Origin of the sequence: Candidatus Palauibacter sp., from assembly GCF_965222475.1 — a bacterium.
Classification (GTDB): domain Bacteria; phylum Gemmatimonadota; class Gemmatimonadetes; order Palauibacterales; family Palauibacteraceae; genus Palauibacter.
Window position 1 is genome coordinate 1144870 of record NZ_CBDCUB010000008.1, and the last position, 26604, is coordinate 1171473.

Below are 26604 nucleotides of genomic sequence, written 5' to 3' on the forward strand. Positions count from 1 at the left end.
GAATGTACTTTCGACAGGTCTTCGACGAGAAACTCGCGCAGTACGCGTACCTGATCGGGTGTCAGCGTACGGGGGACGCGATCCTCTTCGACCCGCAGCGGGACATCGACCGCTACGTCGATCTGGCGCGGCGCGAGGAGCTGCGGATTGTGGCCGTGGCCGAGACCCACATTCACGCAGACTTCCTGTCGGGCGCGCGGGAGTTCTCCGAGCGCTTCGGGGTCCGGCTCTATCTCTCCGATGAGGGCGGTCCGGACTGGCGTTACGAGTGGGCGGCCGACGAGCGCTTCGATCACACGCCGCTCACGGACGGCGCGCGCTTCGCGATCGGAGAGATCGAATTCGAGGCGGTGCACACGCCGGGCCACACCCCCGAGCACATGTCGTTCCTGGTCACCGACCGGGGCGCGGGGGCCACCGAACCCATGGGCCTGCTGTCGGGGGACTTCGTGTTCGTGGGCGACCTCGGCCGCCCCGACCTGCTCGAGACGGCGGCCCGCGTCGAAGGCGCGATGACCCCGGCCGCGCGCCGTCTGTACGGATCGGTCCAACGCTTCCTCGAACTGCCCGACTTCCTCCAGGTGTGGCCGGCCCACGGCGCGGGTTCCTCGTGCGGGAAGGCGCTGGGGGCCGTGCCGGAGACGACGGTGGGCTACGAACGGCGCTTCAGCCCGGCGATCGCGGCGGCGCTGGAGGGGGAGGACGTGTTCGTGTCCCATATCCTGGAGGGGCAGCCCGAACCGCCGATGTACTTCGCGCGCATGAAGCGGGAGAACAAGCTCGGCCCCGCCATCCTCGGGGCCCTTCCGGACCCCCCGCGGCTCTCGGTACGGGAACTCGAGGGGTTCGCGCGCCCGGCCGCCGGCGGAGCGGGAGCGGGAGCGGGCGGAGACGGGCCGGCCGAAGTGGTGATCGACACGCGGCCCGACCGCTCGGCGTTCATGGCACGCCACCTTCCGGGGTCGGTCTACGTGCCGCTCACGAAGTCGTTCTGCACGGCAGTCGGCTCGGTGGTCGTCGATGAGACGGCGCCGATCACGCTCATCGTCGCGGAGGCGAAGCTGGAAGGCGTGGTCCGGGACCTGGTCCGGATCGGGTTCGACAACATCCGGGGGTTCGTGGAGCCGGAAACGCTCGACCGGTACTTTGCCGAGGGCGGGGCTGCGGCCGCGATCCCGGAGATCGACCTTGCCGCGGCGAGCCGGCTGTCGGAGGACGGGGACGGAGAGGTGCTCGACGTGAGGTACGCCTCGGAGTACGCGGCGTCGCACCTGCCCGGGGCCGTCAACGCCTCCTACACCCGGCTGCCCGACCACGCGGACCGGCTGCCGGCGAACGGCTCGCTGCTCGTGCACTGCCTGAGCGGCGCGCGCGCGGCCGTCGCGGCAAGCTATCTGGCCCGCGAGGGGCGCGACGTCCATTACATCAACGACCTGTTCACCGCCTACGCGGGGTCGCTGGAAACCGGAGGACCGCAGTGATGGTCACACACATGAAGATCCGACCGCTGGCCGTCATGGCCGCTCTCGCCATCCTCGCCTCGCTGGCCGGCCCGTTGGGTCCCGTGCCCCTCGTCGGGCAGGGATTCGGCAGCTCGGTGCTCGTCGGTGAGGACGAAATCCTGGTGGGCGAGCCCACCTCCGAACGCGAGCCCGGGAGCGTGCGGGTGTTCCGCGCCGGCAACTGGGCCGAGATCCAGGCGCTCTACGCGCCGGACGCCGCCGTGCGCGACCGATTCGGGGCGGCGCTGGCGGGGGACGGCTCCTGGTTGTTCGTGGGAGCGCCGGGTGCCGGCGCCGTGCACGTGTTCGAGCGCGGGACCGAATGGCTGCACGCGGCGAGAGATTCCATCTCCCGGCCTGGAGGAGTTCGGGCGCTCGCTGGCCGCCGGAGACGCACACCTCCTCGTGGCGGCCGCGGACGGCTCGAGCGGACAGGAAATCGTCGTCGCCTACCGGCGCGCCTTCGGAGGTGGCTGGGAGGAGGAGGTCCGTCTCGCGGCGGACGGCGGTCCGGTCGGGTTCGGGGCCTCCGTCGCCCTGGAGGAAGATCTCGCGCTCGTCGGCGCGCCGTTCGCCGACGAGGGTCGCGGCAATGCCTACCTCTTTCGCTTCGACCAGGGCACGGGCTGGGATCGCGTCGCGCAACTCGGCGTCGATGGCGCCGACGATGGAGCGGGCTTCGGCTCGGCCGTCGCGTTCGGCGCCGGCGAGGCCCTGGTCGGAGCGCCGGGACAGTACCAGGGACTCGGCGCCATCCACCGATTCGCGAGGGGCGCCGCTGGCGATTGGCAGCGCACCGGCACCGTGACGCCCGACAACCCGGCCTCCACCGCGTTCGGAGCCGCGCTCGCCGTGGACGGCGCCGTCGCGTGGGTCGGCGCGCCCCTGGCCGCCGGAAGAGGCCTCGTGTACCGGCTTGAACGGGCCGAGGACGGCTGGACCGTGGACTACGGGTTGGAGATGCCGGGCCGGGAGCCGGTCCCGACGGGCCGCGTCGTGGCGGCGGGCGGCGGCCGCGTGGTCGCGGGTCTGCCGACGGACGACTTTGGAGCCGGGTCCGCGATCGTCTCGGAAGCCGGGGCCGGCGCGGCGGTGCGGCTGGTGAGCGAGCAGGTCGGGCTCTCCTCGATCTCGGGCGGCCAGATCGACTGCGAGGAGGGACTCGCCGAAGGATTCGACTGCGACCGCGTGGATCTCCTCTCCTTCCTCCCCCGCGAAGAACTCGGCGCGGGACGCGGCGCGCGGCTGAACGATGTGTGGGGCTGGACGGACCCGTTGACGGGGCGCGAGTACGCGCTGGTCGGCCGCATGGACGGCACCGCCTTCGTCGACGTGACCGATCCCTTCCATCCCCGCTACCTGGGGAATCTGGCCAAGACCCCGGGCAGCCGGTCCAATACCTGGCGCGACATGAAGGTGTTCGGGGATCATATGTTCGTCGTTGCGGACGGGGCGGGGCAGCACGGGATGCAGATCTTCGACCTCACCCGGCTGCGGGACGTGACGGAGTCGCGGGAGTGGGAGCCCACGGCGACTGTACGAGAGCGTCGCCTCCGTGCACAACGTCGCGATCAACGAGGCGACGGGCTTCGCCTATCTGGTGGGTGCATCGGGCGGCGGCGAGACGTGCGGCGGCGGCTCGCACATCGTGGACATCAACGATCCCCTGAACCCCGTCTTCGCCGGCTGCTTCGCCCACCCCAACACCGGGCGCCGCAACACCGGCAACTCGCACGACACGCAGTGCGTGAGCTACCACGGCCCGGACGAGGACTACGCGGGCCGCGAGATCTGCGTGAACGCGAACGAGACGGCGCTCTCGATCGCCGACGTGACGGACAAGTCGAACCCGGTCGCGGTGGCGCGGGCCGAGTACCCGAACGTGTCGTACGCGCACCAGGGCTGGTTCACGGAAGACCACGAGTACTTCTATTCGAACGACGAAGCCGACGAGGTGAACGGTTCCGTGGAACAGACCCGGACGCTGGTGTGGGACCTGCGGGATCTCGACGATCCCCTGCTGGTGCGGGAGTACTTCAGCCCGACGAAGGTCACGGATCACAACCTCTACGTGCGGGGCGACCGCCTCTACATGTCGAACAACCGCGCCGGCCTGCGCGTGCTCGACATCAGCGACCCCGAGAATCCGGCGGAGGCGGGGAGTTTCGACACCACGCCGTGGAGCGAGGACTCGGCGGGCTTCGACGGCACGTGGAGCGTCTATCCCTACTTCGCGAGCGGGACGATCCTCCTCTCGAGCCGGCGCGAGGGACTGTTCCTCGTACGCCCGAGGACAGAGCGCCTTGTCCCGTAGCGGGCCGGACGCCGCGTCCCCCGAGGGCTGAGAGCGGGGGCGTCAGACCATGTGTTCCGTCCTCGGCATCTTCGAGATCGAGCCGGGCGCGGCGGGCCTGCGCCGCCGGGCGCTGGACCTCTCGCGACGCCAGCGGCACCGGGGCCCGGACTGGAGCGGGATCTACGCGGGGGATCGCGCGATCCTCGCCCACGAGCGGCTGTCGATCGTCGACGTGGAGAGCGGCGCGCAGCCGCTGTTCGGCCCCGATCGCACTACGGTGCTCGCCGTCAACGGGGAGATCTACAACCACGCGGCGCTGGAGAACGGGGTGGCGAATGGCTACCCGTTCCGCACCCGCTCCGACTGCGAGGTCATCCTCGCCCTGTACGAGCAGCGGCCCGCTGACCCGGCCGCCTGGCTCAACGAGCTGAGCGGGATCTTCGCCTTCGCCCTCTACGACGAGGCCCGCGACCGGTATCTGATCGCGCGCGATCCCATCGGCGTCATGCCGCTCTACACCGGGCGGGACATCGAGGGGCGCTTCTACGTCGCCTCGGAGATGAAGGCGCTCATCGACACCTGTCCGGAGATCCACGACTTCCCGCCGGGGCACATGCTCGACAGTCGCACGGGCGAGCTGACGCCGTACTACCGGCCAGGGTGGCGCGGCTACGAGTCCGTGGCGGAGGGTCCGACGGATCCCGCCCTGGTACGTGACGCGCTCGAGGAGGCGGTGCACCGGCAGCTCATGTCCGACGTGCCGTACGGCGTGCTCCTGTCGGGCGGCCTCGACTCGTCGGTCATCTCGGTCCTCGCCATGAAGTTCTCGCGCCGCCGGGTCGAGTCGGACGACGCGGAGGAGGCGTGGTGGCCGCGGCTGCACTCGTTCGCGGTCGGCCTCGAGGGCGCCCCGGATTTGGCAGCGGCCCGCGCTGCCGCCGCCGCGATCGGCACCGTGCATCACGAGATCGTCTACACGCTCCAGGAGGGACTCGACGCCATCTCCGACGTCATCCGCCACCTGGAGACGTTCGACGTGACGACCGTGCGGGCGTCGACCCCGATGTACCTCATGGCCCGCCGCATCAAGGCGATGGGGATCAAGATGGTGCTCTCGGGGGAGGGCGCGGACGAGGTGTTCGGGGGCTACCTCTACTTTCATAAGGCCCCCGACGCGCGGGCCCTCCACGAGGAGACGGTCCGCAAGCTGGACCAGCTCCACAAGTACGACTGCCTGCGGGCGAACAAGTCGATGGCGGCGTGGGGGGTGGAGGCGCGCGTCCCCTTCCTCGACCGAGAGTTCCTCGACGTGGCGATGGCGCTCGATCCCGAGTCGAAGCGGCCGGCGGACGGGCGCATGGAGAAGCACATCCTGCGCCGGGCGTTCGAGGGGCTCCTCCCGGACGAGATCCTGTGGCGCCAGAAGGAGCAGTTCTCCGACGGCGTGGGCTATTCCTGGATCGACAGCCTGAAGGAAGTCGCCGAGGCGGAGATCAGCGACGGCCAGTTGGCGCGGGCGGCGGCCCGCTTCCCGACGAACACGCCGCTCACGAAGGAAGCGTACCTCTACCGCTCGATCTTCGCGTCGCACTTCCCGGGCGAACCGGCGGCCCGGTGCGTCCCCGAGGGCCCGAGCATCGCGTGCAGCACGCCCGCCGCGATTGCCTGGGACCCGGCCTTCGCGGGCATGGCCGACCCCTCCGGCCGGGCCGTACAGGGCGTCCACGCCCACAGCTACTGACCCGAAGGCCATCTTGCGTACGAGTGCGGAGTGCGTTCTAGTCTAGTTCCCGTCCATAAAATGCCGTTTCGCGGGACGTTCCTCGAGGCTTTCGCCCCTTGATCCGGCCGGTCCCGGCGCTCCGGACCGTCACCGGGGGTGGTTTCGCGCACCTCCGGCACGTTTTTTTGACCCGCGGAGACGCGGGAGCCCCCGGCTCTCGCGAGCCGGCCGGATGCGGTCCGTCCGAGGGGGCCGGCGCTACGCCGGCTTGAGTTTCAGCCTGCTTCGGGCAAGAACGACGAGGTTGTGCGTGACGATGGCCGACCACACGTAGGCCCGGAAGTGCTCCAGTCCCCGCCAGTTGCACCGCCGAAGGCCGAAGCAGCGCTTCAGGTACGAGATCGCCGCCTCCATCCCGGCCCGGAACCTCCGCAGCCGGCCGTAGACCCCCGCCGAGGACGCCATCTCCAGCGGGTCCAGCCCCCGCTTCTTGTGGAACACCATGTCGACGACGCCCAGCGCCTTCGCTTCGCGCAGATTCGCCTTGCTTGCGTAACCCCCGTCGCACGCCACCTGCGCCGGCGCCTCCCCGTACAACTCCGCGTGCCGTTCGATCATCGGGATGCAGCGCGAGCTGTCGGCCGGGTTGCCGCGCTCGACCACCGCGTCCAGGACCATGCCGCTCCCGCCCGTCGACAGATTCAGCTTGTGCCCGTACTGTGCCCGGCCCCGCTTCACGATGATGTCGGTGTGCGGCTCGAACAGGCTCACCACCTTCTCCCCGGAGGGCACCGTCTCGCCCCCGAGCACCCGGCGCTCCGTCTGGTCGATCACCCGCTCCACCAGATCGAGGTAGTGCTCGACCTCCTCCCGCCAAGCCGCCGCCCACGGATCCCCGCACTCCTCCGCCGCCGCCAGCGCCCCCGGCACGTAGCGAAGCGTCTTCTTGACGACCGCCAGCAGCTTGCGGTAGGCCTCCACGCGATCCTCCCCGCGCCCATTCGACACCGTCAGGCACCGGCGCTTCGCCGCCCGGTTGTGGTCGTGGAGCCGGAACGCCCCGTCCCCCAAGTTCTTGCGCGCACGGCGCATGAGCCGCGTCAGAACCCGCACCCCGTCGCGAAGAAGCTGGTTGTCCGCGGGCCTCGGGATGTGCGTCTCCGTCACCGTGCCGTCGATCCGCGCCTTGCGGCCCGTCTCAACCCGCCCGCCGCGCGCCGTGTCCAGAAGCGCACGGTTGATCCGCTCCCACACCTCCGCCCGCACCGTACCGACCGTCTTCTGAAGCGCCGACTTCTTCGGCGGCCTGAGCGGGTCGACCCGCGCGAAATGCCGCGCCGAAGCCGAGTCCAGGAGCGCGAACTCCAAGTCCCGGTAGTCCGACTGCCACAGCTGCTTCAGGATCCCGCACCTGAGAACCACCTCGCACGCGAGCCCCGCTCGGCCGCGCCTCGACTTCCGCCCCCCCCGGTTCAACTCCGCCGCGATCCAGTCCAAAAACTCCGGGTGGCCGTCCAGGATCAGCGACACGCGCTCCAGCGTCCGCCCCATCTCGTGATCCGGGTAGCCCGTGTCGAACAAGCTCCGCTGCGATGCCCGTTTCCTCCGCACAACCGCCTCCGCCAACTATGGGGAACTATCCGTTTCCCCAATCATACGTCCCCGGAGACCTCCCCATCAAGGCTGAAACCACACCCCCGGTTAGAACGCATCATCAATGACTGCAACACCTTGCGAATTTATGGACGGGAACTAGTCTAGTAGCAGATGAACGTTAGCGGAGGGCGTGTGGGGACTTCGCACCCAAGGCAAACCGTCGCGAGGAGCCAATTCCACAATCCAACAGATGAGAGAATCCAGCAGCCGACTACGCACTACTGTCGGCCGCTCCGTGCCTGGGTTGGCGTCGGTCTCCGTGACGGCAATCTTGGCCAGCATTTTGGTCGTGGCGTGCGGCGGCCAAGCTACTGCGCCACCGCCGCCTCCTCCGCCTCCTGGTAATATGCCCCCCGTGGCATTGGGCTCGATTCCCGGCGTAGAGTTCGCGGAAGGAGATTCGGCCACAGTCGACCTGTCGGGATTCTTCCGAGACCCGGACGGAGACAGGCTGACCTACGCGGGCAACACTTCAAACGCTGCGGTGGCCGTAGCCTCGGTAGCCGGCAGCACGATTCTGGTCTTGGCCATCTCTGAGGGAGTTGCGGCAGTCACCGCAACCGCAACGGATCCAGGTGGCCTAACCGCCCGCCAGGAATTCCAGGTGCGCGTGACTCCACCGGCCAACAGAGCGCCCATCGCGGTCGGGGCGATTCCCAGGGTAGAACTTGCCGAGCGGGATTCCGTAATCGTCGATCTCGTCGGCTTCTTCCAGGATCCAGACGGAGATTCGCTGACCTACGCGGACAGTACTTCAAACGCCGCAGTGGTAACAGCCACAGCAGCCGGTAGTACGGTCCTCGTCATTGGTGTCTCCGAAGGCGTTGCGACGGTCACCGTAACCGCGATGGATCCAGGCGGCCTGACCGCCCATCAGGACTTCCAGGTCGTCGTGTCGGCGCAGAGCGAGGTCATCATCACCGGTGTCGAGCCAAACGTACTTGTCGAGGGGCAAGATGCGATCATCAGAGGATCGGGTTTCTCCACCCATTCGGGAGACAATCGGGTGTCCGTCGGTGGTCGGCCCGCGCTTGTGACCGCCGCCAGCGACACGAGCCTTTCCGTGATTGTTCCGCAGAGCGACTGTCTTCCGCCACGCAGGGAGGAGCTACGCGTAACCGTCCTGCTGCGGAGTGCCGCCCGCCTCGTCGGCGTGACGCCGTTAAGCAGGGAAGATCTTGAATTGTCTCCATACGTCTATCGCTACACGCGTGCGGGGGACGGTTGCATTCACCTTCCCGGCGATGCTTCTGGCGGAGAATACCTGATCGGTGTCTTGTCGATTTCGGAGTCACCTTCCGACCTGACCCCTGTGATGCTGACCAGCAATGTGGGCGTCGGATCAGTGTTGCCGGAGGCGGATCCCGTGACCGGTATCGCCGAGCGCACAATGTCAGTCGCGCCGATGGCGCTTCGGCAGACCGGAAGGAGCCGGCCACTGCAGGTTTCGCACGGAGATGAGTCTCCCTTGCCGGTCTCTCACGGCCCCAGATATGACAAACGGTCTCACTACGAAACGTTGGCCACGAACCGTGCGCTCATGGACGAACTGGGTCGACAGCCGACCTCGTCGCCGGTGCGGGCGATGCCGGGTCAGGTGGTCTCGACCGGCGACACGCTGTTGCTCTTCGCAGCGCCCACGCGGACCTGCTCCTCCGGCGAGCGCGTACAAACCATCGTCCGCTTCGTGGGAGACCATACAGTGTGGCTGGAGGATCTCTCCAACAGTGGTGGCAGCCTCACCGATTCCAACTTCGAGGGTTTGGAGAACTTCTATACCTCGCGGTTGAGAGACATGCACCACGAGTATTATGGCACTCTCTCCGACGTAGACGGGAACGGTCGCCTACTCATCTTGATGACGCAGGAAGTCAACCGAACGGGGGCTTCGGGTGCCGTCTGGTCGGGTGACCTCCGGGCAGAGGCCTTCTGTGCATCGAGCAACAGGGCTGAAATAGTCTACGCTCAAGCTCCCGATCCTGATGGCACCGCCGGGCAGCCGATTACAGCAGCTGAGGTAAGGGCTTCCATAGAGAGGATGTTGGCCCATGAGATAACGCACCTGGTCCAATACAACGCCTCCATCCATGGCGGTGCGGGGGATAAGGCCACGTGGGAGCTGGAGGGCGGAGCGGAGTTGGCTGAACAGTTGGTCGGCTTCGGGCTGTTTAGGCACGAATCCGGGCAGAATCTGGGGTACGGTGAATTTATCGCCGGGCAAGAGTGGTACGCCGGTTGGATGCGAGATCTCCTCCGCTTCTTCGGATGGGATCCCTCAGCGATGTCGTCCGCGGCGGTGGACGGTGCGCCGGAGGAGTGCGGTTGGCTCGACGGCGTGGAAGATGGAGCCATCGGTCCGTGCGTTGGGGGAGCCCTCGACGGAGTGGCGTCGCTGGTCCTGCGGTATGCGATGGATCGTTGGGGCGAGGAATACCCGGGAGGCGAGCAAGGGCTGCTGAGACGCCTTACGCAGTCTCCGCACAGCGGTTTCGCAGCTCTGGAGGACGTCAGTAACTGGAGAATCGAACAGCTTCTCGCCGACTTTTATATCGGTCTTTGGATGGATGGGCGACGTCTGCCTAGCGGAGAGATCCTGGATTCATTTGGGTTCACGACATGGGATCTCTACGGCATTATCGGCAACTTGTTGACCCTCCCGTTCCGTCCACAGATCGGTGTTTCCTCGACCGCCAGCTTCAGTCGGAGCTGGAACGTTCGCGCGGGTTCGACCTCGTATGTCCATTGGACACCTAGTAGCAGTCGTCGGGCGCCCACCAGCCTCAAGGTCTCGTCACCGGATGGAGATCCCATCCCGGGTCACGTTTCGGTATGGGCGCTGCGAATCCGATAGGCAATAGGAGAGATAATGACACATCGGAGGGCACTGGTGATCATGGGACTGCTGGGGGGCGTCCTGGCTTGCGACTCGCCCCTCGAACATCCGTACGGGTCGGATGAGCCACGAAGTCTGACAGGTCCAGATGATGTGAGAACACTGGTGCCGCGCGGTGGAGCAGGGCCGGACGATGTCGAGACGCTGATTGCGATGTCGTTCGAGAAGGTCTGGGAAATCGGGCACCACTGGGACAACGCGAATTTCGCGTCCAATGCCATGTCGAACCGACACACGGCGTCTTGGGGAAACATGGGGCTGAACGATTTCGGACGCGAACCGCGTGGGCCGCTTCCAAAGGGAATTATATCCTTCGCTTGACAAACCGCTCTCAAGTGCTTATACTTCAATAGGATGAGAAACGGAGCGGAGGCCCCAAAGATGACCGAAACGAACGAACTGAAGACTCCCCACACCGGCCCCGGCAAGTCGCACCGCAAGGGCATCACGCTGGCCCAACTCACGCGGATGTTCCCGAACGAGGCAGCGGCCGCGGAGTGGTTCGAGGGCGTGATCTGGGCGTCTGGGCGGTTCTGCGGCAAGTGCGGCTCGGTCAACACGCACCGGGTCAAGAGCGGCAAGCCGATGCCCTACCGCTGCCGGGATTGCCGGGGCTACTTCTCGATCCGCACCGGAACGGTGATGTCCCATTCGCATATCAGCCTCCAGAACTGGGCGTTTGGGATCTACCTCGAAGTGACGAACCTGAAGGGCGTCTCCAGCATGAAGCTGCACCGCGATCTCGGGATCGGCCAGAAGGCCGCGTGGTTCATGCTCCACCGCATCCGCGAGACGTGGGACCACAACATCGCGCCGTTCGTCGGCCCGGTCGAAGTGGACGAGGCGTACTTCGGCGGGTTGGAGAAGAACAAGCACGCTAACAAGAAGCTCAACGCCGGTCGAGGGCCGGTCGGCAAGACTCCGGTCGTGGGCGTCAAGGACCGTGCTAGCAACAAGGTAGCGGCCCATGTGGTGGACCGGGTGGACGGCGAGACCTTGACGGGGATCGTCCTAGCGCATACCGAAGAGGGGTCAACCGTCTACACCGACGAACACGGCGGCTACGAGCAACTCGGGGGACGCTACGAGCACGAGACGGTCAAGCACTCAGTTGGCGAGTACGTCCGGGGCATGGCCTCGACCAACGGCGTCGAGTCGTTTTGGGCCATGCTGAAGCGCGGCTACCACGGCGTCTACCACCAGATGAGCCCCAAGCACCTTCAGCGCTACGTCAACGAGTTCGCCGGGCGTCACGGGCAGCGCGACCTCGACACCATCGACCAGATGTGCGCCGTCGTTGCCGGGTTCATGGGCAAGCGGCTCACATACCGGGAACTGGTCGCCAAGTGACGCCGCTCACCGTTGAGCGGAAGATCAAGATCCGCGCGGCCGTGAACGATTGGATATCGCGGAGCTTCCCGGTTCACCGGAAGCAGTTGCTTCATGGCCAACCGGAGTACAGTCCGGATCGCGATGCTTGGGCGATCCAGATCGAGACCAGACCCAGTGGTAGGGTGTCGGTAATCCTTGGACACCTTCTCATCACTGCCGATGCCACCCTTGTGGAGGCTACAGAACCGGAGCGGGTTGTCGAGCGACTGCGATCAGCCCTTCGCAACGCAGACGAGCCCGTGCCGGTCGGTGCGGCCAATCTCATTGGAGACAGCTATGAGTTTCGACTAGGGGACGGGCTGGTTGGCACGAGCGAGCTAGACCCTCTTTCCGTTGACCTGTTGCTCACCGATCCCCCCTACGGCATTAGTCGTCCGTACACCTGCGAGAATCAAGTACCCCGCAGGCTACGAAAGAACGGCGCGGATTTCATCATGCCCAAAGGCTCGTTTGGCGACTGGGACGGCGCGGTTGATACGTCATGGCTCGACGCAGTGCTCCCAAAGGTGCGGGGCTGGGCCGTGACGTTTTGCGCCCAGGCGCAGATCGGCGAATACTCGGCCATCCTCAAGGATCATCGCTTCGTCGCTGTTGGAACACTCGTGTGGCAGAAGACGAACCCGGTCCCATTCAACCACAAGTACAAGCCGATCAATGCGTGGGAGGCGCTGGTTGTCGGTAAGCGATCCGGTACGAAGTTCAATGGCCGTGTTGTGCATAATGTTTTCAGATATAAGTCGCCCGCGCCGCAGCACCGGATTCACCCCACGCAGAAGCCCTTGCCGTTGATCGAGAAGTTCATCTCGCTATTCAGCGATGAGGACGATCTTGTGTTCGATCCGTTCGCTGGAAGCGCAACGACCGTCCTCGCAGCGCGAAATCTGCGACGGCAAGCTCTGGCATACGAGAAAGACCCGACGATCTATCACAGCGCTTGCGCGCGGATCGTCAACAGCGTGAGCCTCATCCCGTGATGGGGTTAGATGAGTTCGCGGCGACGTTTGATACGGAAACCAAGATCTACAAGGTGTTCCGCATTCTCAAGGATATGGAGTGGCATTGTCGAGGATGCGAGTACGGCCACGTCCGCACGACACAGATAGCGGGCGGCTCTGGAATCCAAGGCTTACAGCGCGGGACGATTAGTCGGCCCGGAATGGTCATCTCAAGCGATGACCATCTGTGCATCCAATGCGATAAGAAGACGCGGCAAGACAAATGGGAAGGGGCTTGGCATCCCAACACGACTGGGGCAGGGATGCCGACGGCATTCAGACGCCGGGTAGTGGCGTTGTTGGGGAATCGCGATATCATTGAGCAGACGGAACGAACCCCGGCTCAACTCACGGTTGACCACAAACTCCCGATGATACGGTGGAGCCCCGATACCGTCGCTGATCTGACACGCTACGCAGACATGACCGATGGGGATGTTCAGGCTAACTTTCAGTTGCTGAAAAAGTCAAATGGTAGCGTTAGCCATAATCTTCTCAAGAGCCGCGCGTGCGAGCGATGCTATCAATCCGGCAAGCGCGGCACTCCATTTGGCATCCGCTTTTTCTACGCCGGTTCTGATAGATGGGAACCGGACAACAAGCAAGACGCCAAAGGCTGCGTCGGCTGCGGGTGGTACGATTTCGACACTTGGCGCGAAGGCCTGAACCAAACATTGACGGAATCCGGAAATGACGAAGCCAACTAAGAACGATGAGCCTTCCAGCAACCCGCGCTATCTGGGCCGGACGCCCGAGGAGGTCGCGAAGGTCATCATGACCCCGCGCCCGGCGAAGGATAACGGCAAGCCGCTCCAGCGGGCCCCGCCCACCACGAAGTGACGCCACCCCCAAGCAGGATTTTGGTGCCGTGGCCGGGTCGCTCCCGGCCCATGCTCCGTCAAGCGAAGGATATAATTCCCCTTCCAAACGCTAGGTCGTACCGGTGGGCCTATATCTTCGAGGGGAACTGGACGGACGCATACGTGGGTATCTCTGCAACTTCGGACGGGATCCGGGCCATCGACGCAGGTCTGGAGATTGGCCCGGGAGGGGAGGGAAACGCACGTGCCCGGTCCTTCGCGCTGGGAGTCCAGGGCATCTTGAGTTGTCTGCTGGCCCTCTGGTACGAGCAGTCCTTCATCGTGGACGAGACGACTGACCCGTACGTAGTGCCGGAAGCAGTGGATTATGATGCCATGGCCACCCACGCGCTCGAGGAACTCGATGAAGCCGAAGCGGCGTCGCGCGGTTCTTCGTTCACACTCGACGAAAGATGGATCAACGGGAACGCGTGGGACAGCAACCAGTGGGCGGATTATCTCGTGAGCTGGAAGGCGCGCTGCGCGGCGAATCTGCCGCGCACGGATGCCGAGGCCGGAGGGGCCAACTGGAGCCAGATCATCGCGAATGCAAAGAATGGCATTCGCGACGTTGTGGTCACGGGAACGGACTCCTCCCGGGGTACACCTTGGTACGACGGCCTCAAGTCGCTCATGCAGGAGAACGAGACCTGGCACCGCATGCACATGGACTGGATCGGGATGGCGGACCAGAGCGGCGAGTACCAAGACTGGCTGTCGCTCCCCCTTCAGCAGCGAGCACCGCGAAGATTGACCTTCGGTGATGACACACGGTTTCCGCCGGTAAACGAGGACAGCGTGACCTCCGAGATCGTGAGTCCGTCGATTGCGTCGGACGGCCCGCGCTCCCGCTATCACGAAACGATCATCTTCCGGCCGGCGCGCGGGCGGTACCGTCAGTCGCACTACGGTGACATGCGCTACGACGACTACACGTTCAGCTGCTCGTTCTGCTTCTTCGGCCCGATGGAACACATGACATCGCAGGAGATGGACCACTACATCGCCGAGGGGCACTACCGCATGGGCAACTTCGCGGGAGCCGCGGAGATCGTGAACGAGACGCGCATAGAGGCCGGTCTTCCGCCGGCGCCATCGAACCCCTCCGATCCGGTTCCGTCGAACGAAGCGGGCGAGTGCACGCCACGGAAGCGGTACGACGTGCAAGGTCGTTGCGGCAACCTGCGGGACGCGATGTGGTTCGAACACTTCGAGAACGTGTTCAACGTGTTCGGCGGACTCGAGTTCTGGCACGGACGGCGTAACGACATCCTGCCAGCGGGAACGGCGCTTCAACTGCCCATGCCAACCCCCGACCTCGATATTCTCGTACCCGATGTTTCTAGCGCTGGCCGCGATGGACGAGCGTCGACGGCCGGCCCCGGGTCCGAAGGCCTTCCCGCGGATTTTCGTTCCGCGCTGGAGCGCGCGGCCCTTTTTCGTTCCGCGCTGGAGCGCGCGGCCCTCTCACTGGCGAACCTCGAAGCCAGCAGAACGGCCCGTGCATCGAAGAAGCAAGACCTCGTTATCCGGTAGCGCGGCGGCTCGGGGGTTTGACAGCGTTAGATTGTATACCGCCTACGCGGACACTGTTGGACGCTGGACCCCTGGGCCGCGCGGTGCAGGGCCCCACAGGGCACAGCTATTGACCTCTTGCCAGACTCGGCAACCTCTCCTCGGCCACGCTTCCCTTTCAATTCATGCCATGAATGATTATCATTCACGACGTGAATATATCTCTGCTCTCTCGTTTCGTGGCGAAGGATCTCGAGGCCAGGATGCGCGTGATGCCGGCGGTCGTCGTGGCCGGGGCGCGCCAGACCGGCAAGAGTACGCTCGCGAGAGGGTGCGGGCCGAAGGGGCGTCGGTATCTCTCGCTCGACGACTTCGACGTGCTCGATCTGGCTCGGCGCGATCCCGACTCGCTGGTGGCGGGAACCGGGCCGGTGACGCTGGACGAGGTGCAGCGGGAGCCTGGCGTGCTGAGCGCCGTCAAGCGCGCGATCGACCGTGAACGCCAACCTGGGCGGTTTCTCCTCACGGGCTCGGCGAACCTGCTCATGATGCGCCGCGTCTCGGAGTCGCTGGCGGGGCGGGCCAGCTATCTGACGCTATGGCCGATGACGCGCGCGGAGCAGCTGGGACGGGGACTGTGTGGCGCCTGGGAGGAACTCATCGCGGCGCGCGATGCGGACTGGCTCGAGGTCCTCGCGGCGCAGCCGGACGAGCGGGCTGACTGGCGAGCCCTCGCGCTGCGCGGTGGCTTCCCGGTCCCCGCCGTTCACCTCCGGAATGCCGAAGAGCGGGACATCTGGTTCGATGGTTACGCGCGCACGTACCTGGAGAGAGATCTGCAGGCGCTGTCCTCGATCGCCGCCCTCCCGGATTTCCGGCGCCTGATGCGAGCGGTCTGCCTGCGTATCGGCGGCCTCGTCAACCAGACCGCCCTCGGGCGTGACATCGGACTTCCACAACCGACGGTCAGCCGGTACCTGAACCTGCTGGAGACGTCGTATCTCCTCGTGCGCGTTCCCGCCTATTCGGTAAACCGCACCAAACGGCTCATGAAGTCGCCCAAACTCTATTGGGGGGACACGGGCCTGGCGCTGCACCTGGCCGGGGAGAGCGAGCCCCGTGGCGCGCATCTCGAGAACCTCGTGCTTCAGAGCCTGCTGGCCTGGCGCGACGCCCGACTGGGCCGGGCAGAGATCCTCCACTGGCGCACGACGGTGGGCGACGAGGTGGACTTCGTGATCGAAATCGGAGACGCACTGCTGCCGGTCGAGGTCAAGGCCACGTCCCGGCCGCGCCTGCGCGACGCCCGGCACCTGAAGACGTTCCGGAACGAACACGGAGAGCGCGCTCGCGCCGGGCTGCTGCTCCACGCGGGGACCTCGCTCGAGTGGCTCGGCCCACACGCGCTCGCGGCCCCATGGTGGCGGGTGCTGTAGAGGCGGCCACGTGTCGGCAGGATGATCGCGGGTACGCTTTGGCGCCCGAACGCGGGCGCGTCGAGGTCGTCTACGAGTACCGGACGGTGGTACCCCTTGAGAAGTCGAACGCAACGGTCAGGGACGTCCTGGTCGGCGTCGATGCCGAAACCGGGGAAGTTCTAACCGTGCCCGCGCAGTCGACACCGAAGCTGAAGGCCGCGAGGGAAGCGAAGAATCTGGTTCGCGGAGCGATCATGGCGGCGAAGGAAGATGTGCTGGACGATCGTGCCCCGAAACGCAAGCGCGAATTGAGTGCGATTGCCCTGGCCGTATGACGATATGCGTCGATACCCCACGCCCGTGCCGTCCACATGTTCGTGGTCGCGGGAGGGACCGTCCGCCACGGCATGCAGGTCTTCGATCTGACGCAACTCCGGGACGCGCGGGAAGCGCGGGTATACAGGCCCACGGCGACGTACAACAGAAGCACCGGATCGCGGCCGTGCCGCACGGCTTCCGGTCGTCGTTCCGCGACTGGGCGGCCGAGGAGACCGATCACCCGCGCGAGGTCGTCGAGGCGGCCCTTGCGCATGTGGTGCAGAACAAGGTCGAGGCGGCGTATCGGCGCACCGACCTGTTCGAGCGTCGGCGTCGGCTCATGGATGATTGGGCCGCGTATCTGGCCGGCGAGCGCCGAGACCTGGGGTCCGGGTCGATCCGGTGAGGAGCTGGCTCAGGACCCGTTAGGAGTCATGAGCCAGCATACCCCTTGGGGCTGGGGGAGGCCCGCTCCGGTCGAGCTCATTCCATTCGCTGATGCTCATCGTGGGCGCTACGTTATCGGAGACGGACAACCGACCGTCCAGGATGGGGTCCTACAGCCGAGGGGGGGAGTCGTCGCCATGCCAACTTCGTCAAGGGGCCTTTGCCTCATCGCTGCCTTTTGCGGCGGCGCCGCGTTGCTGTTGCTGCTGGCCGCAACGCCGGCGACTGCCCAGTCGGGGGGAACCATCAGGGGCACGGTCGTGGACGTGTTCGGCAACGCCTTGCCCGGTGTCCGGGTGACGGCGGCCGGTTCCGGCGTGGACGCGGAGGTCGTCACGGATGCCGAAGGCGCCTACGAATTCACCGGTTTGGCGGTCGGAGACCACGTCGTGACCGCCACCCTGTTTAGCTATGCGCCCCGGGAGCTTCGGGTCACCGTCCGCGCGGGTGCCGTCGAAACGGTCCCGATCGTTCTGGAGCCCGCTTTCCGGCTCGATCCGCTCAGCGTAGTGGCGGAGGAGCCCACGGTCTTCGCGCGCAATTTCGTCTCGGAGCCGATGCTGAGGCAGCAGTCGAACATCACCGCCGTGACGTCGGTGATCGACAACCTTCCCGGCGTCTCGGTCCAGGAGGGGGACGCGTACGCCTTTGACGACTGGTCGAGCAACGTCGTCATGCGCGGGTTCCAGTCGACCATCAACGACGTACAGATCGGCACCACCATCGACGGATTCCCCAATGGCACGTCGGACTACTGGAGCGGCGCGAAGGCCAACCGGTTCGTCGACCCGATGAACCTCGGCGGCGTCGAGGTGTCGCAGGGGACCGCCGACATCGCCTCGCGGTCGGTCGAGGCGCTGGGCGGCACGTTCAATTTCCTGACGGCCGACCCGTCGGCGGAGCGTAGCCACACGGCCTCCGTCACGATCGGCGAGAACGAGGGCCAGCGGTTCGCCGCGCGGGTCGAGACCGGATCGCTGTTCGGCGGCACGACGCGGGCCTGGGTCGCCGCGATCCGGCAGGAGGCGACCGACTGGATGGAGGGCTCCGCAAGGAACGAGCGGGAGCACCTCGCCGCCAAGATCGTGTCTTCGCACGGACCTCTCGATCTCACCGGCTACCTCTCGTACGACGACATCCACGAGGACGTGTACCAAAGGCTCTACGGCGAGGCCGACTTCAGGGCCGACCCGCGCTGGGACCGGCTGGTCGGCCACTGGCCTGGCGTGCCCTACCTGAACCAGTTCTACCGGCCCGGCTGGCAGACCCGGCGCAAGAACACGCTCGCCTATGTGAAGGCCGACTGGTCCGTCACCGAGTTGATCTCCCTGAGCGCGGGCGCATACCGCCACCGCAACTCGGGGCGTGGCGACTGGTTGCCCCCTTACATCGTCGACCTGGTGGACGACGGGGATGGACCGGAGTCGGAGCTGGCGGGCCTCGCGCCGGCGCGCGGCGGCAGCCAGCTCGGGGTGATCCGCTTCGTGGACGGCAATGGCGTCGCCGTTGGACCGGTGCCGGGATGCGCGTCGTCCTACATCTTCAACTACTACGGGTCGGGCGGTCCGGAGGTCGACCCGGCATGCCACCCGGGGGCAACCGCGGTTCAGTCGTACCGCCACAGCCACTACGGGAAGAGTCGTCTCGGCGTCAACATCGACGGGGAGTGGTCCGCACCGTTCGGCGGGGGAGGGGGCAGCGCGCTGCGCGCGGGCATCTGGTACGAGGACTCGCGGCGCGACCTCGGCCGGGACTGGCACCGGATGCTGGACCCGGCGCTCAACTTCAAGTGGGACGAGCAGCCCTACTGGCACCAGTACGAGTGGGACTTTCCGCAGGACATCTTCAAGTGGTACGTGGAGGAGACGCTGTACTTCGGCCCGTTCGAATTGGCCGGCGGCGTCAAGCAGTACCTTGTCTCCGTGTTGCGCGAGGACCAGTTCGGCATCGATCGGGACCTTGGTGTCGATTCCGATTCGGAGCTGCTCTTCTCGGGCGGCGTCACGTACGAGACGCCGGTCGAGGGCCTCGACCTGTTCGCCGGCTACGCCGAGAACTTCAGGGCGATCGGCAGCACGTTGCTCGAGGTGCCGGGACGCAGTTTGGACCTTCTGGAGCCCGAGACCGCGTCGAACATCGATGTCGGAGTTCAATACTCCAGCGAGCGGCTCGCCTTGAGCGCCACCCTGTATTCCATCGATTTTGACAACCGGATCTTCTATCTCGGCCCGCAGACGCCCGCAGGACCCAACTACCTCATCCCCGGAGGAGGGGCCTACTTCAACGCGGGCGGCATCGAAACGAGTGGTGTCGAGGTGGCCGCCACGGTGGCGTTGCCGGGTCGGACATCGCTCTACACCGCTCTCACGCTCAACGACTCGAAGTACCTCGGGACCGACGATCCGCTCGTTGACGCCAGCCAGGGCACTGTGCCCGGCACGGACGTTACGGGCGTGCCGCCTCGGCTGTGGGTCGTGTCCCTCGACCGCACCGGACCCTTGGGCGGGGGGCTGTCCGCGAAATACACGGCATCGCGCCGCGTCAGTCTGACGGCGGACTGGTACACCGACGCCTACTGGGTGGTCGACGCATACGTCAGCTTCAGCGGAGAAGCGTTGAGCGATCTGTTCCGGTCGACGGAGTTCTCGATCGTCGCGAACAACGTACTCGACAACCCCTATCTGTCCGCGATCACCGAAAACGCAGCCTGGCTGGGCGCGCCCCGGACGATATCCATGACCGCGACCGTCTCCTTCTGACAGACAACAAGTCCGCTCGTTTCGCATGAGCGGGCGGCACCGGCGAGCCACGGCGAATGCCGGTCCAAAGGGTCCACGGTCCAAGGGTGCCAAGGGTCCAGGGACCTCCGATGCGGTCGATTGGAAGCCGGTTCGGGAAGAGGGATCTAATGAGGTAATCGCAGGGAACGACAACCTGTAACTCGTCACAGCCCGCGATCCCGGAGGGCTCTCGGCCGTGGTACACACGTTCATCGAGCCGGGTGATGAGATGAAGATCTTGCGGGAAGGGGATCGCGGGTACGCTTTGGCGCCCGAACGCGGGCGCGTCGAGGTCGTCTACGAGTACCGGACGGTACACCTTGAGAAGTCGAACGCAACGGTCAGGGACGTCCTGGTCGGCGTCGATGCCGAAACCGGGGAAGTTCTAACCGTGCCCGCGCAGTCGACACCGAAGCTGAAGGCCGCGAGGGAAGCGAAGAATCTGGTTCGCGGAGCGATCATGGCGGCGAAGGAAGATGTGCTGGACGATCGTGCCCCGAAACGCAAGCGCGAATTGAGTGCGATTGCCCTGGCCGTATAACGATATGCGTCGATACCCCACGCCCGTGCCGTCCACATGTTCGTGGTCGCGGGAGGGACCGTCCGCCACGGCATGCAGGTCTTCGATCTGACGCAACTCCGGGACGCGCGGGAAGCGCGGGTATACAGGCCCACGGCGACGTACAACGGCGTCGAGTCGAGCCACAACGTCGCCATCAACGAAGAGACCGGCTTCGCCTATCTGGTGGGCTCCGCGGGGGACGGCGAGACGTGCGACGGCGGCTTGCACATCGTCGACATCAACGATCCGCCGAATCCCGTCTTCGCGGGCTGCTTCGCCCATCTCGGCACGGGCCGGCGCGGCACCGGGTATACGCACGACGCGCAGTGCGTGACCTACCACGGTCCGGACGGGAACCATCGGGGGCGAGAGATCTGTGTGGGCGGTAACGAGACCGCGTTCTCGTTCGCCGACGTCACGGACAAGTCGAATCCCGTTGCGCTGGCGGATGTTCAGTATCCCCACACCGGATATGCCCACCAGGGGTGGCTCAGCGAGGACCAGCACTACTTCTATGGCAACGACGAACTCGACGAACTCGTCGGCAGGATGGCGGGCCCCCGGGTGCTCGTGTTCGACGTGAGGGACTTGGACGACCCCGTGCTGGTGAATGAGTACTTCGGTCCGGCGAAGGCCGTCACCCACAACCTGTACGTGCGTGGCGACCGGCTCTACACGGCCAACAACCTCGGCGGCCTCCTCGTACTCGATCTCACCGATCCCGAGACCCCCGTCGCGGTCGGCAGTTTCGATACGACCCCGTCCAGCGGGGACGAAGGGACGTTCGGCGGCGCCTGGAGCGTCTATCCCTTCTTGAAGAGCGGGACGATCCTCCTCTCCAGTCGCCGCGAGGGCCTCTTCCTTCTGAGGGCGACCGCCGGATAGGGCGTTCGACGCCCCGGAGCGATGGCCCGAGGCGTCCGGCATGTCCGGCTGCAGTTTCGATGGTATGCCCCCCTACGCCGGTTCGGCTCTTACCGATGCGCCTTCACCATTCCCCCCGCTGCAGGATCGCCAGTGTCGGGAACGGCTCCCGGTACACCACCGCAATGCGCTCTCCAAGACCTGACACTACGACGGCGCCAGACTCGTCGCGCCGCGTTTGTGCGCCCGTGGCCAGATCAAGCAGTGCGAGCAGGCCCTCCACCTCCGGCTCCTGGCCGCGAGGGACGGAAACGGAGATCGACACTGCGAGATGCGTGTCCGCCACAGGGGCCGCTCCGACCACGGCGTAACTGAAGTTGAAGTCGGGGTCGAACTCGTACTTGATGGCGACGCCGCCCGCCGCCGGCACGACCATCCCCTTCACGAAATCGGGAAAGGACGAATGCCAGGCCAGGTCGCCCGCAGCCGTGTACGCGCGCCCCCAGCCGAGACGGCGGGGGACATGCATCACATGGCCCGACGCCTCCGAGCACACCAGGAGTCCGCTCTGCGCCTGGTCGCGCAGGTCCCACGCGATGGCCTCGGGAGCGCCCTCGGCTGCTTCGTCCGCGTAGTCGCTCGCCGGAAAGGAGTTGAGGACCGCGCCCTCGCGGTCCACCTCGTGCACGGCCCGGTCCTCGTAGCCGCCGAGGATGAAGATTCGTCCCCGCATCGAACAGCCGGACGATGGCCAGAAGGGCAGTTCGCGCCGCCCAATCTCGCGGAAGGTGTCCGTCGGATGCTGCTTGGCGAACAGCTGCAGGGTGCGGACGCTCCGGTTCAGGAACGCGAGCGTGTCGTCGGAGATCCGGAAGAGCGCGGACGGGTCGACGAACTCGCCGGGCCCCTGACCTCTGCGCCCGAGCGTGAAGGCGTGGGTGCCCCGGTCGTCGAAGCCGATCGCTCGCGCGCCCTGGTCGTCGAGGATCACCACGCCGTCCCTCTCGAGCAGCACCGCCGATCGGATGTTCCCGAACACCTCCTCGTCCGATCCTTCGAGTCGGCCGATGCGCACGGCCTCGGTCCAGTCGCCGAGCGAAGGGCCGGGGGGAGGAAGATCGCCTTCGGGAACGCCGCACGCCGAGAGGACGAGAAGGGCGAGGGCTGCCGTGAGCGACCGGCCCCGCGAGTGGTTCACGGCCGACCCTGCATTCTCTTCTGCGTTTCGTACGCGAGCTTCGCGGTTTCGGACCTCTTCACAGCCTGGGCGTGCATGGATCGCAAGAGCCCGAATCTCTCGGCGAGGTACATCTCTTCTCTCCGGTCAAAGCGCCCATCCGTCGTATCGAATTGGCCCATCGCCTCCCCCGTCTCTTCGATCTGCTCTCGGAGGTACTGGACCTGGATTTCGAATCGCGCCAGCTCCTCTTGCGCCCTCTCCTCGGACATGTGCGTATACTGCACCGGCCCCTCGGGGTCGATCGCCAGCGGTATCGCATAGCGTTGCAGCGCAGCCTCACCGAATTCGAGTTCGGCCACCGGAGCCAGAGCATCGTCCCGGACCGACGCGTCACCCGCGGTGTCCCCCGCGCACGCACCGAGCGTCGCGGTCACCAGGAAGAGAAGCCCGGTGCCGACGACGAGGCCCATGCGCCGCCGGAACGTCAAACGGGTGTCTGCGAAGCGCTTCATGGTCTCCAACCTTTCCTTGAGTGTGAGGGACGGCGCCGAGAGGCCGGCCGCGATCGCTGGGAGCGGGAACTGCGTGGGCGTGTGGGTGTGCGCCAGCAGTTCGGCGTACGCCGCTGGACGGACGACGCCCCGTGCCAGCACCTCGGCGTCGCAGGACATCTCCCGGCAGCGCTCGATTCTCCGCCGCAGCAGCCGGACCAGAGGGTGAAACCCGAAGGCCGCCGAAGTGAGGCAATCGAGGAGGGCCGAGAGGGAGTCCGCCCGGCGGACGTGGATGAGCTCGTGCGCGAGCGCCGTTCCGAGCGAGTCGGGGGCGTCCAGTTGGGCGCGCGGCAGAACGACGACGGGCCGCCACACCCCGAAGGTCATGGGGGTGCTGCCTGGTGGTCCTTCCAGCAGTACCACCGGCCGCCGCACGCCGAGGTGCTCGGCCAGTTCGCGCAACGTGCGGCGCGGCGCCGCTTCGTCAACGCGCGCGGCCGCGAGGCGAAGCCTGCGAAGCTGCCGCAGGTCGCCCATCAGCACAGCGAGACGCGCGGCCGCCAGCAGAAGGACCGCGACGGTTGCCGCACCCAGCAGCGCCCACGCTATGTCCACGCCGCGGCCGGGATCCAGGGCGAGGGGAACCGCGCCAGGGGGCGCTGGCCCGATCTCGATACCGGACGCCGAGGGCAGCGGGCCAATGGGAGCAGCCGCGGGCGGCCACAGCTCGGGGACCCAAGGGGCCGCCACTACCGACGTCGGCAAGGCCAGCAGGAGCGCCTGGTGCAGCCGGTATCCGGAGATGGGGTGCAGTCCACGCTTCAGCCCCGGCACGAGTGCCGCCGCTCCCGCCAGTCCCGTCCAAACGGCGATGGGAACCCAGAACGGCCAAACACTCGCCCTTCCGATTCCTTCGATGAATTCAAGCACCCTCTTCCTCCTCTTCCTCGGCCATGCGGGCCAGCATCCTCTGAATCTCCGCGCTTTCCTCCGCCGACAGGGTCTCACCCCGGACCAGGGTCTGAACCAGGGCGGCGGCCGATCCCTGGAAGACATGGTCGAGGAGGTCCTGAACGAGCTCCCGCCTGACCTCGGCTGGCGGACGCGCGGCCGTGTACAGGTAACGCGAGCCGCTGGAGTCACAGTGGAGGAAGCCCTTCCGCGCCAGCTTTCTCATGACGGTCATCACGGTGGTGTAGGCGACCGGGCGAGCCCTGAGGATGCTGTCGTGCACGTCGGCCACCGAGGACTCGCCCACGGCCCAGACCCGTTGCAGGACCTCCATCTCCGTCTCGCCCAGCCGACTGAGTGATCTGCGTCTCAATTCTCGCTCCTCGTCGGTTCCGGTGGTGTGAGATCTCGAACTCGGACGCGCTGCACTCCCAACTCGTCTTCGGTCTCACAGCGGTACTATCATGATAATACGATCATGATAGTACCGCAAAGGCGGTGTCCCGATCCTGCGCCGGGAGGGCTCTTTCCGATGAGGGCGTCCGCGGGCGCAGCAACTCGCCGAGTCTCCGCCGAGTCGTTTGCGCCCTCCATCTCAGGACAGACATCTTGCGTGTGACAACGAGGATTCTCCCGCAAGATTGAGGTTGAGCGATGATGTACGGCAGATCCCGAGCGGTCCCCGGTCCCCCGACGTTTCCTTGTCTGGTTTTGCCAGCGCTTCTCCTCCTGTCCGTCGCCGAGGTGTGGGCGGCCGCCCCCGCCGCGGCGCAGGAGGCCGTCTCCGTTGAGATCGTGCCGAGCGCGCTGTCGCTGCAGGTGGGGGAGGAGGCCACGCTCGAGGCCCGCGTCCTGGACGCGAACGGGAACGTGCTCGAGGCGCAGGTTCTCTTCTTCCCGAGTTTCGCGGACGGGCGGAGCGGGAGCGCGCGGCAGAGTATCGACGTGGACCGCGCGACCGGCCGCGTGAGGGCCGTGAAGGGCGGCGAGTTCCTCATCTCCGCCATCGTGGCGACGGCGCGGAACCTGCGCGGGGAGGCCATGGTGAGCGTGGCGTTCCCCCCGCTGGACCGTATCGAAGTCACGCCTTCCGGCGGTTCGACGTACGTCGGCGTCGCGACGCGCCACCGGGCGACGCTCCTCGACGCGGCCGACGACGAGCGCGACGGCGAGATCCGGTGGTCGACGTCGGACGAGGGGGTCGCCACCGTCGACCGCTTCGGCATCCTCACGGCGCACGGCACGGGCGAGGCCGCGCTGAGGGCGGAAGCGGACGGCATCGCCGAGGTGGTGCGCTACGAAGTCAGGGAGAACCCCGCCGCCCGCATGACGGTGTCGGCGAGCCAGGAACTGGCCCGGACGGGCGATGTCGTGCGCTTCGCCGCGACCGTCGAGGACGCGATGGGCGGCGCGGTGGGAGACCTGCCCGTCACCTGGACGGTCATGGCGGACCCCTCCATCGAGGCGACCGCCGACATCCCTCCGGCGGAGATCGATGAGCAGGGGCGGTTCGTGGCCTACTTTCCGGGCGTGTACACGGTGGTCGCCAACGTCCCGGGGCGCGCGGCGCGGTCGTCGATCGAGGTCCATCCGCGGCACGTCTCGCAGGAGGTGACATTCGTCGGTCAGGGGCAGGTCACGAACGAGCGCACGTCCGACCTGTGGGTGTGGGAGGGGGTCGACGGCCGCGACTACGCGATCACCGGCACCCACGCCGCGGCGGGCGCCGTCTATTTCTGGGATGTGACGGACCCGGCCAGCCCCGTCATGACGGATTCCATCGTCGTCGACGCGCGCACGACGAACGACGTGAAGGTGAGCGAGGACGGGGAGATCTGCGTGATCTCCAGGGAGGGCGCCTCGAACCGCCGCAACGGGATCGTCATCCTCGACTGCGGGGACCCGAGCGATGTGACGCAGATTTCGGTGTTCGACGAGGAACTCACGGGCGGCGTCCACAACCTCTTCATCCATCAGGATCATGTGTACGCGGTGAACAACGGGCGCCGCTTCGATGTGATCAACATCGAGGATCCCGCGAATCCCCACCGGGTGGGCCGGTTCGAACTGGATACGCCGGGCCACGCGATCCACGACATCTGGATCGTGGACGGAGTCGCGTACACGTCGAACTGGGGTGACGGAGTCGTGCTCATCGACGTGGGGGGCGGCGACCGCGGCGGCTCGCCGTCCAACCCGGTGGAGATCGCGCGCTTCCGCGACATCGGGGGACGCACGCACGCGGCCTTCCCGTACCGCAGTCCCACCGGCCGCTTCTACGTGTTCATGGGAGACGAGGCCGGGCGTCCGGGGTTCGACGGGCAGGACGCCGAGCGGACGCCGCAGTTCATGTCGGGGTACATTCACGTCGTAGATCTCACCGACCCTGACAATCCGGAGGAGGTCGCGCGCTACGAGATCCCGGAGGCGGGCTCGCACAACATGTGGATCGAGGACGACAAGCTCTACGCGGCGTTCTACAACGGCGGGCTGCGGGTGATCGACATCTCGGGGGAACTCAAGGGGAACCTGGGCGAGCAGGGCCGGGAGATCGCCCGCTACATGGCGTACGACCCGGACGGCGTGGTGGCGAACGCTCCCTTCACGTGGGGGCCGCAGGTGCACAAGGGGAACCTCTTCTTCGCGGAGTACTTCAGCGGGCTGTGGGCCGTGAAGCTCGAGCCGCGCCAGGCGCTCGTCCCGTAAGGACCGTGCAGACCGTAACGCCGGGGCCAGTCCTCGCACCTGCGCGGGTTGC

20 protein-coding genes and 3 pseudogenes are annotated in these 26604 nt (G+C 66.3%); 19 read left to right on the forward strand and 4 right to left on the reverse strand.

The genetic code is table 11. The annotated features are described in order from the left end of the window. Nucleotides 1-2: 2 nt before the first annotated feature. The 5 genes and pseudogenes from ACOQPP_RS20335 to asnB all read left to right on the forward strand — a co-directional run bounded on the left by ACOQPP_RS20335 (nt 3) and on the right by asnB (nt 5539). On the forward strand, nt 3-1481 hold the full coding sequence (locus ACOQPP_RS20335) for an MBL fold metallo-hydrolase (protein ID WP_420637355.1): 1479 nt from the start codon (nt 3-5) through the stop codon (nt 1479-1481). Nucleotides 1482-1516: 35 nt separating this feature from the next. Then, a pseudogene (locus ACOQPP_RS20340) lies at nt 1517-1786 on the forward strand (hypothetical protein); the annotation flags it as partial. A 121-nt stretch (nt 1787-1907) separates the two neighbouring features. Continuing rightward, a pseudogene (locus ACOQPP_RS20345) lies at nt 1908-3023 on the forward strand (choice-of-anchor B family protein); the annotation flags it as partial. Between the two features lie 13 nt (nt 3024-3036). Further along, a complete protein-coding gene (locus ACOQPP_RS20350; protein ID WP_420637398.1) occupies nt 3037-3816 on the forward strand; it encodes a choice-of-anchor B family protein in 780 nt (259 codons plus the stop codon). Nucleotides 3817-3865: 49 nt separating this feature from the next. After that, entirely contained in the window at nt 3866-5539 is a 1674-nt protein-coding gene (gene asnB, locus ACOQPP_RS20355; protein WP_420637356.1) for an asparagine synthase B, read from the forward strand. A 240-nt stretch (nt 5540-5779) separates the two neighbouring features. Here asnB and ACOQPP_RS20360 read toward each other — a convergent pair whose 3' ends face one another. Next, nucleotides 5780-7132 carry an ISNCY family transposase gene (locus ACOQPP_RS20360; protein ID WP_420637357.1) on the reverse strand — a complete coding sequence of 451 codons (1353 nt, stop codon included), beginning with the start codon at nt 7130-7132 and terminating at the stop codon, nt 5780-5782. A 400-nt stretch (nt 7133-7532) separates the two neighbouring features. On the opposite strand from ACOQPP_RS20360, the gene ACOQPP_RS20365 reads away from it, so the two are divergent. The 13 genes and pseudogenes from ACOQPP_RS20365 (at nt 7533) to ACOQPP_RS20425 (ending at nt 21242) form a co-directional block, all read left to right on the forward strand. Further along, nucleotides 7533-10028, forward strand: a complete 2496-nt coding sequence (locus tag ACOQPP_RS20365; protein WP_420637358.1) for an IPT/TIG domain-containing protein — start codon at nt 7533-7535, stop codon at nt 10026-10028. Between the two features lie 36 nt (nt 10029-10064). Continuing rightward, on the forward strand, nt 10065-10391 hold the full coding sequence (locus tag ACOQPP_RS20370) for a hypothetical protein (protein WP_420637359.1): 327 nt from the start codon (nt 10065-10067) through the stop codon (nt 10389-10391). Between the two features lie 147 nt (nt 10392-10538). Beyond that, complete coding sequence (locus ACOQPP_RS20375; RefSeq protein ID WP_420635964.1) at nt 10539-11420, forward strand: IS1595 family transposase; 882 nt, start codon at nt 10539-10541, stop codon at nt 11418-11420. Beyond that, entirely contained in the window at nt 11417-12436 is a 1020-nt protein-coding gene (locus ACOQPP_RS20380) for a DNA-methyltransferase (RefSeq protein WP_420635743.1), read from the forward strand. The genes ACOQPP_RS20375 and ACOQPP_RS20380 overlap by 4 nt, the downstream gene beginning before the upstream one ends. Next, nucleotides 12433-13164: a restriction endonuclease gene (locus ACOQPP_RS20385; RefSeq protein WP_420635744.1), complete on the forward strand. Its 732-nt coding sequence runs from the start codon at nt 12433-12435 to the stop codon at nt 13162-13164. Before ACOQPP_RS20380 ends, ACOQPP_RS20385 begins: the two co-directional genes overlap by 4 nt. After that, entirely contained in the window at nt 13148-13297 is a 150-nt protein-coding gene (locus ACOQPP_RS20390; RefSeq protein WP_420635745.1) for a hypothetical protein, read from the forward strand. The genes ACOQPP_RS20385 and ACOQPP_RS20390 overlap by 17 nt, the downstream gene beginning before the upstream one ends. A gap of 260 nt (nt 13298-13557) precedes the next feature. Further along, on the forward strand, nt 13558-14853 hold the full coding sequence (locus tag ACOQPP_RS20395) for a hypothetical protein (protein WP_420637360.1): 1296 nt from the start codon (nt 13558-13560) through the stop codon (nt 14851-14853). Nucleotides 14854-15026: 173 nt separating this feature from the next. After that, a complete protein-coding gene (locus ACOQPP_RS20400) occupies nt 15027-16268 on the forward strand; it encodes an ATP-binding protein (RefSeq protein WP_420637361.1) in 1242 nt (413 codons plus the stop codon). A 38-nt stretch (nt 16269-16306) separates the two neighbouring features. Next, nucleotides 16307-16585, forward strand: coding sequence for a hypothetical protein (locus tag ACOQPP_RS20405; protein WP_420637362.1), 279 nt, complete (start codon nt 16307-16309; stop codon nt 16583-16585). Nucleotides 16586-16752: 167 nt separating this feature from the next. Next, nucleotides 16753-16974: pseudogene (locus ACOQPP_RS20410) on the forward strand (integrase); the annotation flags it as partial. Between the two features lie 235 nt (nt 16975-17209). Further along, nucleotides 17210-19774 carry a TonB-dependent receptor gene (locus ACOQPP_RS20415; RefSeq protein ID WP_420637363.1) on the forward strand — a complete coding sequence of 855 codons (2565 nt, stop codon included), beginning with the start codon at nt 17210-17212 and terminating at the stop codon, nt 19772-19774. Between the two features lie 250 nt (nt 19775-20024). Then, nucleotides 20025-20336 (forward strand): hypothetical protein, encoded by a 312-nt coding sequence (locus tag ACOQPP_RS20420; protein ID WP_420637364.1) that lies wholly within the window; start codon nt 20025-20027, stop codon nt 20334-20336. A 36-nt stretch (nt 20337-20372) separates the two neighbouring features. Beyond that, complete coding sequence (locus tag ACOQPP_RS20425; RefSeq protein WP_420637365.1) at nt 20373-21242, forward strand: choice-of-anchor B family protein; 870 nt, start codon at nt 20373-20375, stop codon at nt 21240-21242. A gap of 103 nt (nt 21243-21345) precedes the next feature. Here ACOQPP_RS20425 and ACOQPP_RS20430 read toward each other — a convergent pair whose 3' ends face one another. The 3 genes from ACOQPP_RS20430 to ACOQPP_RS20440 are packed head-to-tail and all read right to left on the reverse strand — an operon-like array spanning nt 21346 to nt 24219. Then, nucleotides 21346-22419: a hypothetical protein gene (locus tag ACOQPP_RS20430; RefSeq protein WP_420637366.1), complete on the reverse strand. Its 1074-nt coding sequence runs from the start codon at nt 22417-22419 to the stop codon at nt 21346-21348. After that, nucleotides 22416-23825 carry a M56 family metallopeptidase gene (locus ACOQPP_RS20435; RefSeq protein WP_420637367.1) on the reverse strand — a complete coding sequence of 470 codons (1410 nt, stop codon included), beginning with the start codon at nt 23823-23825 and terminating at the stop codon, nt 22416-22418. The genes ACOQPP_RS20430 and ACOQPP_RS20435 overlap by 4 nt, the downstream gene beginning before the upstream one ends. After that, nucleotides 23818-24219 carry a BlaI/MecI/CopY family transcriptional regulator gene (locus ACOQPP_RS20440; protein WP_420637368.1) on the reverse strand — a complete coding sequence of 134 codons (402 nt, stop codon included), beginning with the start codon at nt 24217-24219 and terminating at the stop codon, nt 23818-23820. The genes ACOQPP_RS20435 and ACOQPP_RS20440 overlap by 8 nt, the downstream gene beginning before the upstream one ends. Before the next feature lie 338 nt (nt 24220-24557). On the opposite strand from ACOQPP_RS20440, the gene ACOQPP_RS20445 reads away from it, so the two are divergent. Further along, on the forward strand, nt 24558-26552 hold the full coding sequence (locus tag ACOQPP_RS20445; protein WP_420637369.1) for a hypothetical protein: 1995 nt from the start codon (nt 24558-24560) through the stop codon (nt 26550-26552). Nucleotides 26553-26604 lie beyond the last annotated feature (52 nt).

What these genes read in the sequence shown, in the direction of transcription:
- ACOQPP_RS20375 (WP_420635964.1), top strand. Translation starts at nt 10,539, where the DNA reads ATGTTCCCGAACGAGGCAGCGGCCGCGGAGTGGTTCGAGGGCGTGATC.
- ACOQPP_RS20400 (WP_420637361.1), top strand. Translation starts at nt 15,027, where the DNA reads ATGATTATCATTCACGACGTGAATATATCTCTGCTCTCTCGTTTCGTG.
- ACOQPP_RS20425 (WP_420637365.1), top strand. Translation starts at nt 20,373, where the DNA reads ATGTTCGTGGTCGCGGGAGGGACCGTCCGCCACGGCATGCAGGTCTTC.
- ACOQPP_RS20390 (WP_420635745.1), top strand. Translation starts at nt 13,148, where the DNA reads ATGACGAAGCCAACTAAGAACGATGAGCCTTCCAGCAACCCGCGCTAT.
- ACOQPP_RS20335 (WP_420637355.1), top strand. Translation starts at nt 3, where the DNA reads ATGTACTTTCGACAGGTCTTCGACGAGAAACTCGCGCAGTACGCGTAC.
- asnB (WP_420637356.1), top strand. Translation starts at nt 3,866, where the DNA reads ATGTGTTCCGTCCTCGGCATCTTCGAGATCGAGCCGGGCGCGGCGGGC.
- ACOQPP_RS20420 (WP_420637364.1), top strand. Translation starts at nt 20,025, where the DNA reads ATGAAGATCTTGCGGGAAGGGGATCGCGGGTACGCTTTGGCGCCCGAA.